Genomic DNA, 19,732 nt, shown 5'->3' with positions numbered 1-19,732 from the left:
AGTTTGCAACGTCTTACTTAGTTTCTGCAACATGTTTTCGCTCAAGCTGCCGGTATTGATCACATCTAAACCGAGATTTGCCAAGCCCATTGGGGTAATGTCAGCAAAGCTGGTTAGCTGGCCGGTGGTATCAACCACCCGCGAAACCTGACTTGGCTCAATGTGACTCACAATTGGCTTGCGAGCAAACGGCAGCTTTTTATACCAGTCGCCCTGCAGCGCTTCTTTAATTGGCGGCAAGCCGGTACCACCACCACACAACAAGATCTTAGCCGGCAGATGGTCCAGCTTATCGAACTCGCTCAAACTCAACTCAACGCCAGACAACCACACCTTAAGATCGGCCTTAATTGCCTGTTCAACCGCCTCTTTGTCCTTAACGTGGGCGAGTTTGCCAGCTGAATAATCCAGCTTCATCTCTTCGGCCTGTTCAAAACTAACCCCGGCCACCTGAGCAATCCGCTTAGTAAAGGCGCGGCCGCCAATGCCGAACATCTTGGTGCCCTCAACGCCGCCATTATCGACCACCGCAATATCGGTTGTACCGCCGCCGATATCAATAAAGATGGCGCTAAAGTCGCTGCTTTCTTCTCCGCCAACCGACTTAGCCACTGCAAACGGCTCGGCCGCGATGTTAATTACATTAAGGTCGAGATTATTGCCAACCTGCTGCAGCGCCCCAATATGCACCATTGGTGCAAAGGCGTTAAACAGTTGAATTGAAACATCGCGACCCTGAAACCCGATTGGATTGGTTACCCGATAACCATCGATTTGCACATCCACAATCGCCGTGTTGACCATCTTTACGTCAATCTCTTGCTGGCCGGTCTCCCAGGCCAGAGTTTCTCGCGCCCGCTCAAAGGCCCGATCCTGAACTCGGTCCAAGATTTTATGAAGCTCTGGCATCTCAATACGTACCTGCGCATCGGTTCGCTTGTACTTAATCGTGGTAGCGGTTCCCTTAACCAGCTCGCCGGCAATCCCAATTACCGTGTCTTTGGCCACCACGCCAGCCATCTCCTCGGCCTGGCGCAAGGCCGCATCGCAGTTATCGACTACGCCAGCAATGTCGGTCACCGCCCCACTCGCCATATCGGTTAGCCGTTGATGCTTGCGGCCAACACCGATAATTTCAACCTTATTATCACGCACGCGCCCAATCAGAGCTTTAACAAACTCGGTACCAATGTCCAGAGCTACCAAGTACTGCTCCTTATCGGGCGATTTTCGAATTTTATCAACCAGCTTGAATGCCATACAGTGGGTCTATTTTACCCTCATATTATAGCGTGCCTATATGGCTTTTACCATAAGCATTTATGCCTAATAAGGCATTTGGGCAGCGGTCAATGCTGCCTGTGTCCGTTCAGGCGTGTGTTGTAGCGTGTAAGCTGTACCGGCGGCGCCAACCACCAATACTGCAGCAATAACTAATTCCAGAACCGCCGAACGGCTCTTGCTTTCTCGATTCAACATCGTTTTTACCCTCAATTTTTGTTTTGTGCGATTTGTTACTTTAATTGTTAGCATAAAAGCTTATGTTTTGCAAGAGGTTTTTAATCTTCTATTAATTTTGCCTTAATCCGGCGCACTCCCGCACTTGATGACTCTTCTTTTTGGATCTTAAATCGACCCATTCCCTTGGTCCGCTCTACGTGCGGGCCACCACAGATCTCAATGCTAAACGGCTCCTCGCCTTCAGCCTGCATTATATACACCTTTACGACGTCGCCGTACTTATCACCAAAGGCTCCTTTGGCGCCCATCTTAAAGGCCTCATCGGTTGAGTATTCCTTCCAGCTAACTTTGAGGTCCTTCTCAATTTGCTCATTAACAATTCGTTCAATTTCCTGCTTTTCCTCATCGGTCAGCTTGGCGGGGTGAGTAAAGTCAAAACGCAATCGCTCCGACGACACATTTGCCCCGCGCTGCACAATATGATCGCCCAGCACCTGGTGTAGCGCCTGGTGCATAATGTGGGTCGCGGTGTGATGCGCCAGGGTTCGCGGCTCATGATCGGTGAGGCCGCCTTTAAACTGTCCTGCCTGAGCAGTGCGCGACCGCTCCTTTTGCTCGTTCATGAGGCGCTGGAACTCTTCATCCCAGTTTGACTCAGGCTCCCTGTTGAGACGCTTAGCGTCCTCAATGCTTAGCTCTGGGGGAAAGCCATAGGTATCAAACAGCTTAAACACTTGCTCGCCCGTGATTGTCTCCCCCGTCACTATTTTGGCAAACTCGCGCACTCCTTTATCTAGGGTATGCCGAAACGCCTTTTCCTCCTTATCGAGTACGTCCAAAACCTTGTCCTGGTTCTGCTCAAGCTCCGGGTAGGCGTCTTTATACAGATCAATTATTACCGGGGCAATGTTCTCGCTCAAGCCCTGGCGAATGCCTAGTACCAGCGCCTGCCGGACTGCGCGACGAATCAGGCGGCGCATCACATAGCCACGATCATTGTTACTAGGCTCTACCCCATCGGCGGCCATAAACACCGCGCTGCGCATATGGTCGGTTATGATTCGAACCGCACGGCCTAGATCGCTATCAACCTCCTTGTAGACCTGCTCATGGGTCTGGCCAGCATACTTATTAATTGCGGACTGAATCTGCTTCATTAAATCGGTATCAAACACACTGTCGACGCCCTGCATCATGGCGGCGATGCGCTCCAGCCCCATGCCGGTATCAACGTTCTTGTTGGGCAGCTCACTGAGCGTTCCTTCCGGATCGCGGTCATACACCATAAAGACGTTGTTCCAGACCTCTACAAAGTCGTCGGTATCTTCAAACTTTGGATCGTCCTCGTCGCCCACGTAATAAAAGATTTCGGTGTCAGGACCGCACGGACCAATCGGTCCCAACGCCCACCAGTTGTCCTCGGCGCCACGAGCCTGAATGCGCCCCTCTGGATCAATTCCAGTCTCTTTATACAGCTTCTCCCAAATCGCTACCGCCTCGTCGTCACGCGGGACCTGGCTATCCCCTTCGTAGACCGTTACGTAGATCTTTTGCGGATCCAGGCCAAGCCACTTTTTATCGGTCAAAAACTCCCAACTCCACACAATTGACTCATCCTTAAAGTAGTCGCCCAGGCTCCAGTTGCCGAGCATCTCAAACATGGTTAGGTGAGTGTTATCGCCCACCTCCTCAATGTCGTCGGTGCGAATACATTTTTGAGCGTCGGCAATCCGCTTGCCCTGCGGGTGCTCCTTGCCCAGCAGGTACGGCACCATTGGCTGCATGCCAGCGGTAGTAAAGAGTGTACTTTTATCGTCCTCCAAAAACACCGGGGCCGATGGCACCACAGCGTGATCTTTGGTTTTCATGAATTCTAGGAATTTAGAGCGGAGTTCGTTGGTTGTCATAGGGATTATTGTACATGAACCAGGTTTATTCTCGAAGAGGTTTGCTGAGACCAGAATTCGTTAATGTCAGTATGTCAGACTGATTTTGTCTGGCTGTGGATGGTATTTGGGCCTGCGGCTTGGTGCCGGATCTCGGATTACCACCCAAGATCGGCGAGTTCGAAACTCGTCAGGTCCACCAGACATATAAAAACAGCGGCAGTTGCCGCTGTTTTTGATCTCAGAATTACCACCCGATGCAATAAATATACATTCTCACGTAAAAAAATTCAATATAAGGGGTCACCCGCGATAGCTTTATTATACCATTCTGCTACACTCAAAAACATGATTAGTGGAGTATCTGGACCAATTGGCGCCGGCAAATATATTGCAGCCGAATATCTAGTGGCAAAAGTTTAATATTAAGCACGCATCAGGCGGAGATACCCTCCGAGCCATACTTCGTGAATCGGGTCACGAGCCTACCAAAGAAGCTGTTAAGAATCTCGGGATCGAGCACCGTCAGAAGCAACCGTACTCAGTAATCGTGGAGCATTCATCCTATACATTGATGCCAACTCCGAGATCCGACACGATCGAGTAATAAAGCGGGGGCGGGCAGGCGACGCAACCAATAAAGAGAGTTTGCGCTTAGTAGATGGAAGAGAAAGCCAAACCCATAGCGACGAAGAGGACCTCAGCCCCATTAAGAACATGGCCGATGAAGTTATTGCAAATAATGAAACGCTGGAGGCTTTTTACGGCCAGCTAGATGGCCTTGCTGAAAAACTTAAGCTAGTTCAGCCAAGTGCGGAATTTTAGCTGCTATGATTGAGGCATGCACGTAACCTCAATCAGCCACAAGGGCATTGGCGCCCTCAACGAAGATCGCGTCTTAATAAACGATGAGGCGCAGACATACGGCGTTTTTGATGGAGTATCTTCGCTCAGCGGCTACCTTTCGCCCGACAAAAAGACTGGTGGACACATCGCCTCCACCCTTGCGGGCACAGTTTTTTCTTCCACTGCATATGATCTAAAAGACCTTGCTCTGAAAACGAATGAGGCCATAGAGCAGGCTCATATCGAAGCCGGCCTAGATGTCACAAACAATGCCTATAGGTTTGGCTGCACCGCCGCGGTCGTGCGGATCAATAAAGGCAACCAAGCTGAACTACTCCAGATCGGTGACAGTATTATCATATGTATAAACACCGATGGTAGCGTTGATACCCCACTTGGCTACCACGACCATGATAAAGAAATTATGCGCACATGGCGCAAGCTGGCCGACCAGGGCGTAAAAGATATTCGAGAAAAGGTAGCCAGCGATATGATTAAGCTGAGAGCTAGCGCCAATTCAGCCTACAGCTTGCTCAACGGTGATTCAAGGCTCGGCGAAATGATTAAAACAACCACCATCTCACTTAATAAAATTGCCGCCATTCTAATGCTCACCGACGGCATATATTTGCCAAAGGAGAATCCAGAAACTGCCGAAGATTGGCATGAGCTCGTCCAGCTTTACGCCAGGGGAGGTTTAAGTGAAATTTACGACAAGGTACGTGAGCTAGAAAATTCTGATCCTGAACTCACCCAATACCCACGATACAAGCTACACGATGATGCCAGCGGGGTTGCTATTGAGCTACTCCAACCAACTTCGTAGCAGCCATCACGCCACCGCCGAGCACCTTCTCCCCGTCATATATAACCACCGACTGGCCGACGGCGAGCGCCTTTATTGGCTTGGTAAAATGGAGCACGTTGCGATCATCCAGCTGAGCATCAACCAGCTCACCCCGATGACGTACTCGAATTTGAATAGTTTTATCGGCAATTGGAGGTTCACTAATCCAGTGCACATCCTCAAGCTGCACCGCCCCCGAACTCAATTCTAGATCCTCCGGGTCATCGGTAACGTAAACCGTATTTGAATCCATATTCTTACCGGTCACATAAAACGGCTTGCCTCCGCCCACGCCCAGACCTTGGCGCTGACCGACCGTATAAAAAATCGCGCCTTGGTGCTGACCGATCTCTTGCCCGTCCTTCATCATGATTGGGCCGGGGGTTGAATCAACATACTGTTGCAAAAAAGCCTTCATACCAACTGGTCCCACAAAACAGATGCCCTGGGAGTCCTTCTTGGTAGCGGTTGGCAGGCCAAACTCAGCTGCCAGCTTGCGAACCTGCGGCTTGGTGTACTCACCGATTGGCAGTAGCGTCTTACTCAACGCCTCCTTGGTGACTCGATACAAGAAGTAGGTCTGGTCCTTGTTTGCATCAACCGCCTGTAGCAACTGACCATCCTTAACCCGCGCATAGTGACCGGTAGCGATCATATCGGCGCCGTCAGCCATAGCGGTTTCAAAAAACAGCTTAAACTTAATTTCCTGGTTGCACATAATATCGGGGTTAGGAGTGCGGCCGGCCTTGTACTCATCAACCATGTAATCGACCACTCGATCGCGGTACTGATCCTCAAAGTCGTACACCTTAAATGGAATCTGTAGTCGTGCCGCCACCGCCCGGGCATCACGCAGATCGTCCTTCCAGGGGCACTTTACGCCAGGTAGATCCTGTGTCCAATTCTTCATATAGACACCGGTCACATCATAGCCTTGCTGCTTTAGTAGGGCAGCGGTAACGGAGCTATCGACTCCCCCGCTCATACCCACAAATACTCGCTTCATAGTGCTTTATTATGCCAGTTTTTGACTCAAATGTCGATAATGTCAGTCGGTAAAGTTTTGAGTCACCATCAGGCCGCGCCGGCCGCCATCGACCACTCCAATGCCAACTTTTTTGTAGTTTGGGGACAAAATATTAGCCCGATGTCCGGGCGAGTTCATTAAGCCTTCATGCGCCAGCTGAGTGGTGGGCGCCAAAGCTAGATTTTCCCCAGCGGTATTAAACTTTACGCCACCGTCACGCATCCGATCAAACGGGCTTTTGCCCTCTGGTGTTCGGTGCGAAAAATAACCGCGGGCAAACATATCGCGGCTATGAGCACGAGCCACCGCTTGGGCTTCGAGGTTAACCGCTAGAGCGGGCAAACCACGCTTGGTGCGTTCGGCGTTGAGCGAATCAAAAATGCGCTGCTCGGCCGAAATATCGACCGTAACTCGCGTTACGGTATAGCCAAGCATGACAGTATGGTCGCTTTGGGGATCGATAGTCAGCAGACCCAAAGTATCGGTTACGTCTTGACCTGGAACATAGCGGGCAATACCCTGCAATCGCTCACCCAGCGATACTAGCGGCGACACCAGCGGGGCGGTGGTAATGTCTTGCTTAAGCTGACCCGGCACAGAACTGCTTGAGACCAATCCAAAGGCCACCGCTAGTATTAGTATCATCTGGGCCGATCCTAGCATTAGTCCGCCTATTTGATTAAAGCGTGAGTGAATAACCTGCCGCGGCAGGTAGCGAACCAGTCGGGTCGCTAGAGCCAAGATTACTAACTGGGCCGCCACCAGTATGAGCAAGTAGGAGCTCAGCCTAGCGGCAGCAACGTCAATCTTAAAGGCATCAGCCACAGCACCTCCCAAACCGGCATAGAGCAAGGCCGCCGCCGCGATTCCTCCTAAAAGAGATAAAAAGCTCAGGCCAACCGCCACCAAACCGTACCGCCAGCCAATTGTGGCGGCTAAAAAGATCAGTCCAATAACCGATAAGGTTACTAACAGGCTCACTGGGTTCTATCGCTGGGTTTAGTTGAAAATACGTATAAAGCCTTTTGAAGTTCGCTTAACGTCAACCAGGTAGACTCCGGTTGAGACCACCACGAGCTCTTACTCCACAAACTGTCGGTGGCAGAATGATTAATAATCATCACATTAGGGCCCAACTCCTGGCGAAAGTTGGTACTAGCTCGTCGCTGATGGTATGGAGATGTCACTAGAATAATTTTTTTAGCATCCATATTCCTTAAAATAACGGCCGAGTTAACCGCATTCTGCCTGGTATCAGCTGAATCCTCCTCAACCATAATGTCGGCGGCCGGGACACCCGACTCGATGGCAATATTACGCATGGCAGCAGCGTTCGAAGGGCCGCTCTTGTCTGCAGCCGCCCCCGAAAATAAAATGCGCGGGGCATAACCCCGACGATACAAGCTAATCGCCTCATTGGCGCGCTGTTCGGTTTCGCCGCCGCTCACCGCCACAATAATGTCGGCGGTCTGTAGCTTATCTTGCGGCGACAAAAAGAAACCCACGCCGACAATAAAGCCAACTATAATTACCACCAATCCAACCAAGGCTATTGCCAAGCGCTGCATTATCTTCATACTTTTATTTTACCCTGTTTCTGAGCCGCCCGATAGCTGGCGGACCCGACCCACAATATCGCTAAATCGATCACCAAAAGCTGCGACCTCCTCTTGCGTAGTTGGCCGACCCAGGCTGATGCGTAGGCTGCCCTTAACCTGTGCCTCACTCAAACCGCAAGCCAATAAGACCGTTGACGGCTTACCATTACTTGCGGCACAAGCGGCACCGGTGGCCACCGCAAACCCCTCCGCATCGCAGTGAGCCACCACATCCTCACCCGAAACCCCTTCAACCGTCAGGCTAATAATTCCTGGGTGCTGCGACGAAGCGGTACGTATTCGCACTCCTTCAACTGCAGTGAGCCTATCAACCAACTGCCGTCGTAATTCAGACAAGCGACGATGCTCGTTTTTGCGATCGTTTTGACACAGCTCCAATGCCTCAGCGAGGCCAACTGCGCCGGCTACGTTTTCGGTACCACTACGCACACCAAGCTGCTGACCGCCTCCAAAAAATAAAGGCTCCAGCTGCGTGCCGGTACGGATATACAAAAACCCGGTTCCAGCTGGACCATAAAGTTTACTCCCGCCCATTGCCAGCATATCTACTCCCAAACGATCAACCTGCAAGTTAAGTGTCCCGGCCTGAGCGGCATCGCACACAAAGTACAGTGGCAGGTCATGGTTATATTCCTGCCGCTGGCGGCGCACCTCATCAACCAGCTCGGCTACCGCCGTAACCGGCTGCAGCACACCTAACTCGTTGTTGGTGTGCTGGATACAAATCAGGGTGGTAGTATCGTCAATTAAGCTAGCTAGTCGATCGGTCTGCACCTGGCCATCGCTCCCGACCGGCGCCAAGCGCAGCTCAACGCCGGGCACCGATGAGACCGTTTGGAGCACCGCTTCGTGCTCAACCGCGCTCACCACCACGCTTTGGCGTTCAAACCTTTTAGCTACGCCCTGAGTCGCCAAATTTAATGACTCGGTGGTGCCGCTGGTAAGTACGATTTCGGTTGGCTTGGCGCCTAGCGTGCGGGCAATTTTGGCCTGCGCTTTAGCCAGCGCCTCTCGCTGGTAGCGCCCAAAACTATGATCCGACGAAGGGTTGCCAAAATGGTCCTTTAAATATGGCTCCATCGCCGCTAAAACCGCTGGGTCGAGCGGTGTGGCGGCAGCGTAATCTAAATACACCGGCCGGCTCATAGCTTAAACAGCCTTCGGGCGTTGTCACCGGTATTCTTTAGTAAGTCTTCGGGCGACTCACCGCGCAGCTCGGCTAAAAATTCCGCGATATCAACCACTCTCGATGGCTCATTACGCTTGCCCCGATGCGGGTGTGGGCTCAAAAAAGGGCAATCGGTTTCAAGCAACAAAGAAGTTAATGGCACTTCTTTAGCCATCGCTTGCTGTTCCGGCTCCTTGGTAAAGGTCATGATGCCATTTAGCCCCACCATCCAGCCGCGCTGTAAGACGCGACCCAGCTCCGCCCGGCCGCCGGTAAAACTATGAACCACCGCTTTAATACTGGGGTAATCGCTAACTACCTTCCAGAAATGGTCAAAAGCGTCACGAACGTGAAAAATCACCGGCAGTTTTTTGGCTTGAGCCAGCTCCAGCTGTAAACGCAGGGCTTGCTCCTGTTCGGCTGGGGTGGCCTCGGACTTAGCAAAGTCCAGACCGCACTCCCCAATTGCCACCACCGACCGCTCATTAGCCAAATCGCTTAAATACTCAATTGCCTGGGGCGCCTCAACCGCCTCGTACGGATGTATGCCCACGCTGGCACTGAGCGCTTGATACCGGCTAGCAAACTGCACCGCGCGGCGGCTATCCTCGCTACTAGTGCCTACATTTATAATCCGTCCTATTCCGGAGTCATTGGCGCGCTGAATCACCTCCTCAACCTGACCTTGAAACTGCGGAAAGTGCAGGTGGGCATGCGTATCGACGCCGAGCGCCATCGAGCTATCGGTAACCAAGGAATCAATGGTGCCAGCTGGCTTTGCTACAACCGTCACCGTCTACTCCGCTGCAGCAGTCGATTTGCCCGAGGTGGTGTCGTCAAACTTTGGAAACAACACTCCGACCTCCGGGTTAACCTTGCCGCCAGCAAAGGTTGCTTGGATGCGATCTGAGGTGGCCGGAATAAAGGCCTGTAGCATGGTGGCAATATGGGTAAGATCGGCCACCGCTTGCTGCAGCACTCTAACCAGCTGCTCGGGGTCGCTTTTTGCTAACTGCCAAGGCTTCTCTTCTTCGATAAACTGGTTGACTCCCTTTACGTGCACCCAAAGCTCTTCAAGAGCCTTATCGATCCGCAAATTATCCATATATTCGCGGACGAGCGCGGTGTCGTGTGACGATTTAGGAACCTCACCGACGGTTCCGCCCAAATATCGGGTGATCATGCTAGCTACGCGTTGCACCGCATTACCCAGATCGTTGGCCAGCTCCGACTCGTACAACTGACGGAAGCGCTCATGCGTAAACTCGCCATCACTGCCAGTCGGGATCTCTTTGAGCAGATAGAAGCGAAGCGCATCCATACCGTAGTCGCCGGCCAGCGTTAGCGGATCAACCGCGTTACCAAGCGACTTTGAGATCTTTTTACCCTCAATCGTAAAAAAGCCATGCGCAAAAATGGTTTTTGGCAGCGGCACGCCAGCGCTCATCAACATCGCCGGCCAGTAAATAGCGTGAAACTTCACAATATCCTTACCCACCAAGTGTACGTCGGGCGGCCAGAAATGCGCCCGTTCGCTCTTAGCGTCTGGATACCCCACCACTGTTAGATAGTGCACTAGTGCGTCAAACCAGACATAGATCTTTTGGGTGTTGTCACCCGGCCAATCAATTCCCCACTTACCATGCTGACGTGACACGCTGATGTCTTCGAGCCCGCGCTTAATAAAGGCGACTACCTCATTGCGACGACTTTCTGGCTTAATAAAGTCGGGATTTTCTTCAATATGTTTGAGCAATGCTCCCTGGTACTTTGATAGCTTAAAGAAGTAGTTTTTTTCTTTGCGCTTTTCCGGAACGCGATTATGCAATGGACACTTGCCGTCAACCAAGTCATTTTCGCGCTTAAACTCCTCACAGCCAACGCAGTACAGACCCTCATACTCACCCTCGGTAAAGTCACCGGCCGCCTGAACCTTCTCCATAAAGGCGTAGACCGTTTTCTTGTGCTCTTCACTTGTAGTCCGAATAAAGGCATCGTAACTAATGCCCGAGGTATCCCAGGTATCCTGCCAGGTTTTGGCCATCCGGTCGGAGTAAACCTGTGGCTCCTCGCCAGCTTTTTCGGCCGCTTCAACCGTTTTTTGACTGTTTTCATCTAGTCCCGCCGAAAACAAAACTTCAGCGCCAGCCTGGCGATACCAACGCGCCACCGCGTCGGCCGCAATCGTGGTATAAGCGTGGCCAATATGTGGATTATCGTTAATGTAATAAATCGGAGTGGTAATGTAGAACTTTGACATAGGCCTAGTATATAAGAAAGGCTTCTCTAAAGCGATAAGGTGTAGCTAGTTTAGTAAGTCACGCTTAATTGCCGCCCGATACAGTCGCTCCCAAGCCTTCATGTCCAGCTCTTGAGCTCGAGCCATCGGCAGCAAATCTGCCGCCAAAACCAGCTCGCTGGCAAGCTCAATACTAATATTTAAACCACCGGCCAGGCTGTTCTTGAGCATCTTGCGGCGCTCACCAAAACCGGCCTTAACCAGGCGGAAAAACTTGGCTCGGTCGGCCTCAAACAGCGGCTGATCGTAAACCTCAACCTGCAGCACCGCCGAATCAACTTTTGGTGCCGGCCAAAACTTATGTCGCTCCACCACCCCAACCAAGCGCGGCTGGCCATAGTACTGCACACTGACGGCCAGAACACTCATCTGCCCCGGCTGCGCCGTAATCCGCTGTGCTACCTCTTTTTGGATCAGTAATGACATCCGCTTAGGCGGCTTGGGAGCCTCTAGGAATAATTGCACTAGCTTAGAAGTTAAATAATACGGAATGTTGGCTACAACTTTGTAGGTATCAGGTAACTTTCGGAAGTCCAAGCGCAGCACATCCTCCTGCCAAACCTCTAAATTGTCCGGCTTATCGCGCAACAATAGACCGGCCAACTCCTCATCTAGCTCAATCGCGATTACCTTGCTTACCCGCTGAGTCAGTGGCAGCGTCATTACTCCCAGCCCGGGTCCGACCTCCACCACCACATCATCGGCCTGCAGCTCACCAGCGCCAATCACCATCTGTAAGCTGTCCTGATCAACCAAAAAATGCTGACCCAAGCCCTTGCGAGCCCGCAGTCCAGCCAACTCCAACGCCACCTTTAACTGTTCCGGGTTGGTTAAATCCATAACTCTATTGTACTAGATATTAATTTATCTCATGACTGAGGAGTAGCTTTGATGCTACCCTAAATTATAATGAAACATTTTACAGTAAATGAAATTAAGATTGCCTCTTATAAAAAAGCTTCTGTCTATGACGCTGTTAGCGGCGGCAGTCGCCCTAGAATTGTTTTTATCCATAGCAAGACAAATCAAAAATTCTTTTTTAAAACTTATACCCATAACCCTCGAGAAGTGTGGGCCGAAGCACTTGCTTCTCATATTGGACAGCTCACAGGCATCCCCACGCAAAAAGTTACGATCAAGACCGCCCCACTAAGGCTTAAGGAAATTTTGATAAAACACTTTCCTACAAAAGTTGACCAAAATTGGACTAGGGTAGGAACTTTGGCTCGTAATATTTTTCCTAAAGACTACGAAATAACCTACGGGTCAAATATCGTTGGCTCAATTGGCAATCCCCTCACATTGAACCAAGCTGAAAGCTTTATCCGCGATAAGTACTATGCCGCTGACGACCTCCTTCAAAGTTACGCCGAGATGATTGTCTTTGACGCTTTTATTGGAAATATGGACAGACATCATGAAAACTGGGGTATATCTGAAAGCAAAACATACAAGCAAATGGTGCTATTCGATCAAAAAAACCTAGCCAGTAAACGCCATTTTGCACCCCTATTTGACCATGGAAGTAGCCTCATGTTTGAATTAAGCGACCAAAAAGTTAGTCAATTAAACGCTGACGACGAAGCACTTTATCGCTATATCCTCGCTAGTAAATATAGCTTTCTCTTAGATGAGAGCGGTAAAAGCACTAACGTATTTAAGGTTATTGAGCAGGAAATTGCCAGCAAAAGCGATTGGGGTAAGAGATTCAAAAACAGCGCTATTAAAATCGTCAGTATAGACTTACTGAGCCTTTCAACGCTTCTCATACAAATGCCCACCCTACCCGCACTGGAGTACAATCAGAAAAGAAGATCCCTGCTTTATAAGTCTCTTCTCTTTAGATATAATAAGATCAAGTCATTATTATAAGGAGTATTTATGAGTTCAATTCAAAAATTTCGCCTTCGTAATGATTCATTCGACATGGACTTTGGCACAATTACCTTTAACGGAAAGTTTGTTTTTGAGCTTTCCGAATCGATTCCTTTAGAGACCTGGAAAAAGATTGGCATCATCCCCACTGACAATAAAAAGAAAGTTATCAGTAATGACCTTTTTGAATATTTGAATACCAGATTACCAATGGACCTTCGCAAAAAGGGCCCTACTGAGAAACTAGACTATATCAAGAGCCAGGGACTTCGCGTTACTTCCGACTCTTTTTATCTCCAGCAGGCCTAATTTCAGCTACAGTCAATAGACGGCTATGAATTCGATAAAAACCGGCCGCAGATTGGCCACTGGCTGGCACCACTACGTTCAAATAACTTCTTTGCCCGCATATCTTGCTCGGATGGCGAGGCGTCGGCTGGGTCGCCGCTACCGCCCATAGCCGACCACGTACCGTACGAAAACTGGTAGGCGCCGCGGTAGAATGGATTGCGCTTGTTGCCGTAATTATTACCCGACTCACACAGACGCAACTTGTACCAAGCGTCATCCTGCTTGGTGCCAACCACGATCACCTTGGTTACCGGCTGCTCGGTTACCTGCTGGCTGAGCAGCTGGCGACCAGCCTCAACTCCGTTGTTGTAGTTAACGCGGTACATAGCTACCTTAACGCCGTCTTTACCCTCTTCGCGGACCTCAGTCTTGCCGGCCTCAAGCTGTGGATCCTTAACCGTCTCGGTTGCGCGCTCAATCTTGGTCTCCTCGCGAGCAATCACAATCTTAACTCGGTTAACCTTAATTACCAGATTAGGAGTGATGACGGCCTCACGCGGGGTATCAACTGTGTCTTGCGGGCCCAAAGCGACGTCGCGCTCAGCCAGCAGCGCACCCACGGTGGCCTGTTGCGTACGCACCACCGTCTGCTTGCCATCGGCTTCAATCAAAACTGGCGTAGCACGGTCAATTACGACCTGCTGCCCAACCGTACCAACGTTGGTTGGATCGGCAATTGTGTTGAGCGTAAAGGTATCCTCGGGGTAGGTTTTTAGCCCAGCCGCCTCGGCAATCAGCTTGGGGCTTTGTAGCGCCGTCTGCACCAGCATCTTCTTTGCACCATCAACCACCACCACCGGTCGCGACCGATAAACGTTTACATTAAAGAAACCGGCCGGTATGTCGGTGTCTAGATTCGGCTCAACCAAATCGCCCTCGTGCACCTCAATCCCAGCCGCGCCCAAGGACGCTCGGACTGTGGTTGATTCGGTTGTAATCACCTTTTTATGACCGTCGGCATACACGCTGACTATTCGTGACGAGTCGGCTAAAGCGCTTTTTGGCGGGGGTATAACTCCAATAACTAAGCCAATAACCACAACGGCCAGGGTGGTCATGGCAATCCCAAAAATAATCGTTCTAAACAAATGTCCGGCCGGGGCCTGCAACATGTTTGATAGCGGTTTAGTAATATCAGCCTCACGAATTAGCAGAAAAACGGACTGCTTTTGGGCTTTGTGTTTTTGGACTCCAATACCTCGAAATCCTTGTGCTTAATTTTAGCTTATCAGGAGTGAATGTCAAGATAATTGCCAAAAATTAGCCATAATGAGCACATTTTTTATTCAATTTTCAAGTTTTTCAAGTGGAGCAAAGGATAAGCTCAGCCGCTTGGTGCCAAGACCTTCAAAGGCCGCTGTCACCTCATCCCCCTCAACCGCCGTCACGATACCCTGCCCAAACTTGGCGTGACGCACCTTATCGCCAGGCTGCAAGTCGGCCTTATCCTCGGCCATGTGCGATACCTCGGTCGCCGGCTGCGGCGAACCCATGCCACGGTACTGGGTGGTCTGGACCTCTAATGGAATGTCCTGCAAAAAGCGTGAGGGTGGGTTGTACTGTACCCCACCATATAACAACCGAGACTGGGTGTGCAGCAGGTAAAGCTGATGCTTGGCTCTAGTCATGGCCACGTAACACAGCCGGCGCTCCTCTTCGAGCTCCGAGGCCTCGGTAAAGGTACGGCTGTGAGGGAAAATACCCTCCTCCATACCCGGAATGAACACCAGCGGGAACTCCAACCCCTTGGCTGCGTGCATGGTCATTAAGGTAACCGCCTCGGTATCGGTTGAGTAGTTGTCGATATCCGACACCAACGCCACCTCCTCAAGAAAGCCGTCTAGACCAAGCTCTTGATAGGTTTCGGCCACACTTAACAGCTCCTTAACATTTTCGATCCGGTCACCGGCGGTCACGCTGCCGTCATCCAGGTGGGCCATATAGCCACTTTGATGCAACACTCGCTCTAACAGCGAGGCAACCGGCAGTCGATCGGCCTCTAGGCGCAAACTGTGGATTAAGCCGTAAAACTGCAATAAAGCCGCCCGCGCCTTAGCGGTTAAGCCCTCAACCTCAGCCGAAGCCGCTAGGGCCTCCAGTAAAGTAACATTGCGACTACGCCGGAACTGCATCAGTCGCTCCAAGCTTTTATCGCCTAGCCCTCGTGGTGGCAGATTGATTACGCGGTTAAAACTCACAATATCCTCTGGGTTATGAATCAACCTAAGGTAGGCCATTGCGTCCTTGATCTCTTTGCGCTCATAAAACCGAGTCCCGCCCACAATCTTATACGGCAGATTGTGTCGCAGGAGCGCCTCCTCCAGGGTACGAGACTGGGCGCCAACTCGGTACAGGATCGCCACATCGCGTAGCTGAATCTGCTTGGTTGCCACCAACCGCTCAACCGTCTGGCAGATAATATCGCCTTCCTGGTCTTGGTCAAAGGCGGTAATAATATTAACGCCCTCGCCGCCATCGCGGTCGGTCCACAGCTTCTTGTTAGACCGGACGGTGTTATGAGCGATCACCGCGTGCGCCGCATCTAAAATATTCTTGGTCGAACGATAGTTTTGCTCGAGCTTGATCACCTGGGCGTCTGGATAGTCCTTCTCGAAATCCAGAATGTTTTGAAAGTTAGCCCCGCGCCAGGAATAAATTGCCTGCCAGTCGTCCCCCACCACACAAATGTTGCGATGAGCCGTGGCCAACAGCTTAACCAGCCGGTACTGAGCATGATTGGTGTCTTGGTACTCGTCAATCATGATGTAGCTAAACTGGCGCTGCCAATGTTCCAGAATATCCGGGTGCTTAAACAGCTGAACCGTCTTCATAATAATATCGTCAAAATCGACCGCGCCCGCCTGGGTTAGAATCTGCTGATACAACGGATAGACCTGAGCCGCCACCTGTTGCGCACCCCCGCGAGCGTACTGGCCGTAAGCAGCGGCCGTTAACAGTTCGTTCTTGGCTGAAGATATTAGCGCCGCAATATAATTAGGGGCGTACTGCTTTTCATCAATCCCAAGCTGGCGCATAGCTTGCTTGATTGAACTTAAGCTATCTTGGGCATCAAAAATCGTAAAACTGCTGCTCAACCCAATGTGAGCGCCATCGCGTCGTAGTATCCGTAAACAAATCGCATGAAAGGTTCCCATAAACGGCAAATAACCTTTGTTTTCAACCGGACGCCCCAGCAGTGCCAAAACTCGATGCCTCATCTCACCGGCGGCCTTATTGGTAAAGGTCACCGCTAAAATATTGCTCGGTGACACCTTTTTTTCGCGGACCAAGTAAGCCACCCGATGCGTTAGCGCCTTGGTTTTACCGCTACCGGCACCGGCCAGCATCAGCACCGGGCCCTCGGTTGCCAACACCGCCTGGCGCTGCGGTTCGTTTAGTTCGCTCAACAAATCTTTCATCACCTTATTGTACCAGTCGACCAAGCGTTAAAAATAGCTCTATTATCACCAAATAACATGTGTTAAGGTTTGGGTAGAGCGTGGCCGCGGCCGGCCTTGTCGCCTGTCGCCTCACCGCGTTCCGAATTACCACATAGGCTCCCTTCGTGATGGGTGTCAACATATAAGGTGCGCGTCACGTCGCGCCGGTGATCACAGCGGGACATGCTATGATCGCAGCCCAAAGGTTGTTCCTTCATCCTGGGCACGGAGGTGCGGTGGCGGATGGCCCACCACCGCACCTCCACAAATACTTCGCGCGGCGCTGATGCCAATCATTCCCCCCGGTGTCAGCGTCACATATCAGGGCACGGTCCTTCCCCCGAGGGACCGTGCCCTCAACTCTTTAACTGTAATTATTCGGCTTGCTTTTGGGCCAATTCAACAATTTTGGCAAAGGTTTGGTAGTTCAAGCTGGCGCCACCCACCAGCAGACCATTAACATCGTCAAGCTCTAGATACGCCGAGGCATTATCGGCATCAACGCTGCCGCCATATAAAATCTCAACCTGGCTACCGACCTCTTTGCCAAACAGCTCCACCAGGGTTTCGCGGATCACCGCCACCACCGGAGTAACCTGGCTGGGCTTAGCAAACTCACCGGTGCCAATCGCCCAGATCGGCTCGTAGGCGACCGTCAGACTGCGAACATCATCATCGGTTAGCTGACTTAAGTCAACGTGTAGCTGGTCGACCACCACTCGGCGACTGTGGCCCTCCTCGCGATCAGATAGCTTTTCGCCAACGCACAAAATTGGCTTGAGGTCGTTTCGGACCGCCGCCGCCAGCTTATCGGCAATCTGGATGTCGCGCTCATGAGCGTACTTGCGGCGCTCGGAATGCCCCACGATTACATAATCCACCAAAGGCTTTAACATTGGGCCGGACACCTCACCGGTAATCGCCCCCTCATCTTTTTCGTAAAGGTTTTGGGCGCCCAACTTAAGCAGGTCCGGCTCCAACATATCCTTAACCTGGTGCAGGTCAACAAATGGGGGACAGACCACCGTTGTTACATGAGTATGCGGCTTGAGCTGCTTTTGCAGCCGCTCAACCAACTTGACCGCCTGATCCGGCGTCTCGTGCATCTTCCAGTTGCCCACAATACTGTAGTGCTTCATGGCTTTATATTATCACGGTTATGCCTTTCAAAAGCTATATAAGAATTTATTTCTGTTTTATCAGTTAACACCACCACATCTTTGTGCGATGCGATCGATTGCTGCAATTTCTGACTCGACCTACTGTGATTTTTTAGTGCCCTAGGAAGGTGAAAGACGAAGTCGCTTAAATTATATCCACGCCGCCTATTCTCGCCCCTTAATTGTCTTTTAATGAGGTTCCCGATGGCAGTACTCTTGGTAAAGTTAATTAGAATAACCCTGTCGGCCTTATCCAATAAAGCATCTCGGACATAGCTATAATTCCCATCAACAACCCAATCCTTACCCTTGGTTAAACTCTTTACTTCGCCCAAAATATTGTCTCGCAGAGAGTCTTTCTCGGCAATTAGCTCATCTGGCTTTGTCCTATACAGGCTGCGGCCACCATATTTGAGCCATATTTTATCGAGCTCGATATGAGGAGCTTGGTAAATTTGGGAGAGCTTACGAGCAAGATAGCTTTTGCCGCTACCGCTGGGGCCAATAATTAATACCCTCATTAGCCTTCGCTTTTTACGCCTCCAGCACTTCTAAACCGGGCAGTTCGCGACCGGACATCAGCTCAAGGCTGGCACCGCCACCGGTACTCACCCAAGTGAACTTATCGTGCAAGCCGGCCTCATCCACAAACGCCGCCGTGTCGCCGCCGCCCACAATACACGGAGCGCCCGACTCAATAATGTTTTCAGCCAGCAGGTGAGTGTACTTGGCAAACTCCGGTACCTCGGTAATTCCCAGCGGACCGTTCCAAATCACGCTCCCCTTAAAATCGAGCGGATTAACCATCTTTGCCACCGTCTTGGGTCCAAGGTCAACAATATAGTCGTCCTTACCCACCTCTTTAATGTCAACCAGCTTAGCTGGACCTTTCTCGACACTTTTACTCACCAGCACGTCTTCCGGCAAAACCATCTCAACACCCACCTCTTGAGCGTCACCTATAACTCGAAGCGCAATCTCATAATCATCCTTATCTTGCTTACTCTTACCCACCTCGTGGCCCTGTGCCGCCAAAAAGGTGTTGGCCATCGCTCCGCCAATCACCAACTTATTAACGTACTTCATTAAGTTATCAAGTACCTCGATCTTGGTTGAAACCTTAGCGCCGCCAATAATTGCTACCAACGGCCGCACCGGCTTATCCAGCGCGCCACCAATGTGCTGAATCTCCTTTTCTACCAAGAACCCAATGCCTCCAGGCAAAAACTCCGGGATACCCACCATCGAAGCATGCTTGCGGTGGATGTTAGCAAACGCATCGTCCACATACACCTCGCCCAAGTCGGCCAGCTGACGCGCAAAAGCAGGGGAGTTGGCCTCCTCTTCTTCATGAAACCGCAGATTCTCCAGCATCATAATGTCCCCCGGGCGGAGTGCTTTAGCCGCCGCCACCGCTTGCGGTCCAACACTTTCGGGGATAAACGCGATTGGCTTACCCAGTAACTCAGCTGCCTTTTTAGCAATCGGTGCCAAGCTTAGTTCCGGCACCACCTTGCCCCCTGGCCGGCCCGCCGAGCTTATTAACACCAGCGAGCACCCCTGACCTAGCAAATAATTCAATGTCTCAAATGAAGCCTCAATTCGCAGCGTATCGCCCACCTCGCCATCATCAATCGGCACATTATAATCGACTCGCACCAACACTCGTTTGCCTTTTAAATCTAAATCTTTAACGGTTTTGTATTTCATGAGGAGGCTCCTGTATCTACCCTTTAGTCTACCGACCCATACC

The 19,732-nt window shown here is 51.1% G+C and carries 18 protein-coding genes; 3 read left to right on the top strand and 15 right to left on the bottom strand.

Annotated elements, in window-relative coordinates; genetic code table 11:
* From EPO04_04310 to EPO04_04300, 3 genes are all read right to left on the bottom strand, one after another.
* On the bottom strand, positions 1–1,260 hold a 1,260-nt coding region (locus tag EPO04_04310; protein ID TAK89286.1), incomplete at its 3' end, for a hypothetical protein.
* Positions 1,261–1,326: 66 nt separating this feature from the next.
* Positions 1,327–1,533 (bottom strand): hypothetical protein, encoded by a 207-nt coding sequence (locus tag EPO04_04305; protein TAK89285.1) that lies wholly within the window; start codon positions 1,531–1,533, stop codon positions 1,327–1,329.
* 26 nt (positions 1,534–1,559) lie between these two features.
* Positions 1,560–3,368, bottom strand: coding sequence for an alanine--tRNA ligase (locus EPO04_04300; protein ID TAK89284.1), 1,809 nt, complete (start codon positions 3,366–3,368; stop codon positions 1,560–1,562).
* Between the two features lie 820 nt (positions 3,369–4,188).
* On the opposite strand from EPO04_04300, the gene EPO04_04295 reads away from it, so the two are divergent.
* Positions 4,189–5,019: a hypothetical protein gene (locus tag EPO04_04295; GenBank protein ID TAK89283.1), complete on the top strand. Its 831-nt coding sequence runs from the start codon at positions 4,189–4,191 to the stop codon at positions 5,017–5,019.
* On the opposite strand, the gene mnmA is transcribed toward EPO04_04295, so the two are convergent.
* From mnmA to rsmA, 7 genes are read right to left on the bottom strand one after another with little or no spacing between them, the layout of a single operon-like run.
* Positions 4,991–6,046 (bottom strand): tRNA 2-thiouridine(34) synthase MnmA, encoded by a 1,056-nt coding sequence (gene mnmA, locus EPO04_04290; GenBank protein ID TAK89282.1) that lies wholly within the window; start codon positions 6,044–6,046, stop codon positions 4,991–4,993. The genes EPO04_04295 and mnmA overlap by 29 nt on opposite strands.
* A gap of 42 nt (positions 6,047–6,088) precedes the next feature.
* Positions 6,089–7,048, bottom strand: a complete 960-nt coding sequence (locus EPO04_04285; GenBank protein TAK89281.1) for a colicin V production protein — start codon at positions 7,046–7,048, stop codon at positions 6,089–6,091.
* Positions 7,045–7,644: a YdcF family protein gene (locus EPO04_04280; GenBank protein ID TAK89280.1), complete on the bottom strand. Its 600-nt coding sequence runs from the start codon at positions 7,642–7,644 to the stop codon at positions 7,045–7,047. Before EPO04_04280 ends, EPO04_04285 begins: the two co-directional genes overlap by 4 nt.
* 9 nt (positions 7,645–7,653) lie before the next feature.
* Positions 7,654–8,832: a cysteine desulfurase gene (locus tag EPO04_04275; GenBank protein TAK89279.1), complete on the bottom strand. Its 1,179-nt coding sequence runs from the start codon at positions 8,830–8,832 to the stop codon at positions 7,654–7,656.
* A complete protein-coding gene (locus EPO04_04270) occupies positions 8,829–9,647 on the bottom strand; it encodes a TatD family deoxyribonuclease (protein ID TAK89278.1) in 819 nt (272 codons plus the stop codon). The genes EPO04_04275 and EPO04_04270 overlap by 4 nt, the downstream gene beginning before the upstream one ends.
* Before the next feature lie 3 nt (positions 9,648–9,650).
* The gene (metG, locus tag EPO04_04265) at positions 9,651–11,114 is read right to left on the bottom strand and encodes a methionine--tRNA ligase (protein ID TAK89277.1); all 1,464 of its coding nucleotides are present in this window, start codon (positions 11,112–11,114) and stop codon (positions 9,651–9,653) included.
* Positions 11,115–11,159: 45 nt separating this feature from the next.
* Positions 11,160–11,993, bottom strand: a complete 834-nt coding sequence (gene rsmA, locus EPO04_04260) for a ribosomal RNA small subunit methyltransferase A (protein ID TAK89276.1) — start codon at positions 11,991–11,993, stop codon at positions 11,160–11,162.
* A 69-nt stretch (positions 11,994–12,062) separates the two neighbouring features.
* On the opposite strand from rsmA, the gene EPO04_04255 reads away from it, so the two are divergent.
* On the top strand, positions 12,063–13,025 hold the full coding sequence (locus EPO04_04255; GenBank protein TAK89275.1) for a hypothetical protein: 963 nt from the start codon (positions 12,063–12,065) through the stop codon (positions 13,023–13,025).
* Between the two features lie 9 nt (positions 13,026–13,034).
* On the top strand, positions 13,035–13,337 hold the full coding sequence (locus EPO04_04250; protein TAK89274.1) for a hypothetical protein: 303 nt from the start codon (positions 13,035–13,037) through the stop codon (positions 13,335–13,337).
* 23 nt (positions 13,338–13,360) lie between these two features.
* Here the strand turns inward: EPO04_04250 and EPO04_04245 are convergent, their stop codons facing one another.
* From EPO04_04245 to EPO04_04225, 5 genes are all read right to left on the bottom strand, one after another.
* The gene (locus EPO04_04245; GenBank protein TAK89273.1) at positions 13,361–14,491 is read right to left on the bottom strand and encodes a DUF348 domain-containing protein; all 1,131 of its coding nucleotides are present in this window, start codon (positions 14,489–14,491) and stop codon (positions 13,361–13,363) included.
* Positions 14,492–14,665: 174 nt separating this feature from the next.
* A complete protein-coding gene (locus tag EPO04_04240) occupies positions 14,666–16,798 on the bottom strand; it encodes an ATP-dependent DNA helicase PcrA (GenBank protein ID TAK89272.1) in 2,133 nt (710 codons plus the stop codon).
* Positions 16,799–17,193: 395 nt separating this feature from the next.
* Positions 17,194–17,958 (bottom strand): triose-phosphate isomerase, encoded by a 765-nt coding sequence (locus tag EPO04_04235; protein ID TAK89271.1) that lies wholly within the window; start codon positions 17,956–17,958, stop codon positions 17,194–17,196.
* A complete protein-coding gene (locus EPO04_04230) occupies positions 17,955–18,500 on the bottom strand; it encodes a hypothetical protein (protein ID TAK89270.1) in 546 nt (181 codons plus the stop codon). The genes EPO04_04235 and EPO04_04230 overlap by 4 nt, the downstream gene beginning before the upstream one ends.
* A gap of 13 nt (positions 18,501–18,513) precedes the next feature.
* A complete protein-coding gene (locus EPO04_04225) occupies positions 18,514–19,689 on the bottom strand; it encodes a phosphoglycerate kinase (protein TAK89269.1) in 1,176 nt (391 codons plus the stop codon).
* Positions 19,690–19,732: the final 43 nt, after the last annotated feature.

It is taken from the genome of Patescibacteria group bacterium, assembly GCA_004297735.1.
GTDB lineage: Bacteria > Patescibacteriota > Saccharimonadia > UBA4664 > SCTI01 > SCTI01.
The sequence above is the reverse complement of the archived record's forward strand: the minus strand, read 5'-3'. Positions and strand labels throughout refer to the sequence as shown.